This window comes from Candidatus Soleaferrea massiliensis AP7, from assembly GCF_000820765.1.
GTDB lineage: Bacteria > Bacillota > Clostridia > Oscillospirales > Ruminococcaceae > Soleaferrea > Soleaferrea massiliensis.
The window spans coordinates 1-1,948 of record NZ_CCYH01000051.1 but is presented as its reverse complement, the minus strand read 5'-3'; the positions used below and the strand labels follow the sequence as shown (position 1 = coordinate 1,948).

The window sequence follows — 1,948 nt, the reverse complement described above, 5'->3', positions numbered from 1 at the left end:
GGAGCTTCCTGTATAATTCAAATATAGGGAATTCCAAGAAAGAAGGTTGAGAAAAAAATACCTCAGTGTAAAATAAGATTACTGACTTTGGCGGTTAGTATAAAATCTTATTAAACAGAGAGGTATCTAAAATGAATTGTAACACACAGAACACAAAAATTGCATCCATAACTGAAAAAACTTTGATCGTTGGTATTGATGTCGGAAGCGAAACGCACTATGCGAGAGCATTTGACTGGAGAAATTTCGAGTTTACCAGAAAACCTTTGATTTTCAGCAATACACAAGCAGGGTTCCTTACATTTAAGGCATGGATCGAGGAAATACAAGAAAAGAATGGTAAAACCGCTGTAATTCCCGGAATGGAGCCAACAGGACACTATTGGTTCGCTTTAGGAAAGTTCCTGCAGGACAACGGAATGAAACCTGTGCATGTAAATCCCCATCATGTCAAGAAATCCAAGGAACTGGATGATAACAATCCTAATAAAAATGACCGCAAAGATCCAAAGACGATTGCCGCACTGGTGAATGAGGGACGTTTTTCCTACCCTTATATACCAACCGGGATTTATGCAGAGATGAGAAGCTTATCCAATCTACGCTTCCAGACACAGGAGGAAGTTACCCGGATCAAGAACCGCATTGCCAGATGGTTTGCCATTTACTTTCCTGAATACAAAGACGTTTATAGGGATTTAAAGGCAGTCAGCGGGCGGATGATACTGAAGGCAGCGCCGCTGCCGGAGGACATCGGGAAGTTGGGCGTGGAAGGTGTAAACCAGATCTGGAGAGACGCAAAGCTGAGAGGGGCTGGAATGAAGAGGGCAAAGACCCTGGTATCAGCTGCAGAGCACAGCGTAGGCAGTAAGGAAGCACCGGAGGCAGCGAGAATGGAACTGAAAAATCTGCTGGACGACATGGATGTATATACATCAAGACTGGAAGAACTGGTGCAAAAGATAGAAGGTAAGCTGAAAGAAATACCATATATAGATAAGCTGCTGGAGATCAAAGGGATCGGTATGGTGACAGTAAGTGGATTTATTGCAGAGGTGGGCGACATTAGACGTTTTGACAACCCCAAACAGCTGCAAAAGCTTGCAGGCTATGCGATCGTGGCGAACGATTCAGGCAAGCATAATGGAGAGAGCCGTATCAGCTACCGAGGAAGAAAACGACTGAGATATGTACTGTATGAAGCGGCGATATCACTAGTCGGAAAGAATGCGGAATTTCGAGAGATCCATGAATACTATCGGACGAGAAAAGAGAATCCGCTGAAAAAGATGCAGTCAGTAGTGGCAGTGGCATGTAAGGTGATCAGGGTGTTTTATACGATCCTGACAAAAGGAGTCGATTATGACGCTGCAAGGCTGCTGGGTGATATCAAGCATCCGCAGATGCAGACAGCATAACGAAACCAAACGATCCAAGTACTAAAAGCACTGCTCTGTCATGGTTGGATTGAACTTTCAAAGAGGATTGAAAGCTGAATCCAGCTATGACAGAAAAGCTGGAAATATCAGGGATGGACCGGAAAAACGTCCACCGAAAGGTGCCGGTACAGGAAGGATATTAACAGGTCAGTAAGACTTAAAATAAAGAATGAGCCAGTAGTCGGCAGAAATAAATACCATAGGGCAAGACCCTGCAAAGGAGCTAAGCTGACACCCTGGATATGGGCAGGCAGAACGAAGGAAGTTAGGACTCACACCGACAGGTGGGATGATCCTGGTAGACACGGGAGGTAAGCTGCCATAGATGGAGGGGCATACACAAGGCCATATAAAGCGGAATAATGAGACGTTTTATTTTGTATGCCCAAAATCAGCTATTTTCGTACCAGATACACAGAAATACCCATCTTCACGGCTCATTCATCTGAGATATGTAACTAAAAATTCCTTGAAAAATAAGGAAAAAACACTTGACTATATAGGGAGGT

Annotated in this window: 1 protein-coding gene; it reads left to right on the top strand. The window is 43.9% G+C overall.

Annotated features, from left to right (window positions below):
- The first annotated feature begins 131 nt into the window (after positions 1-131).
- The gene (locus BN348_RS12735) at positions 132-1,418 is read left to right on the top strand and encodes an IS110 family RNA-guided transposase (protein WP_040198432.1); all 1,287 of its coding nucleotides are present in this window, start codon (positions 132-134) and stop codon (positions 1,416-1,418) included.
- Positions 1,419-1,948 lie beyond the last annotated feature (530 nt).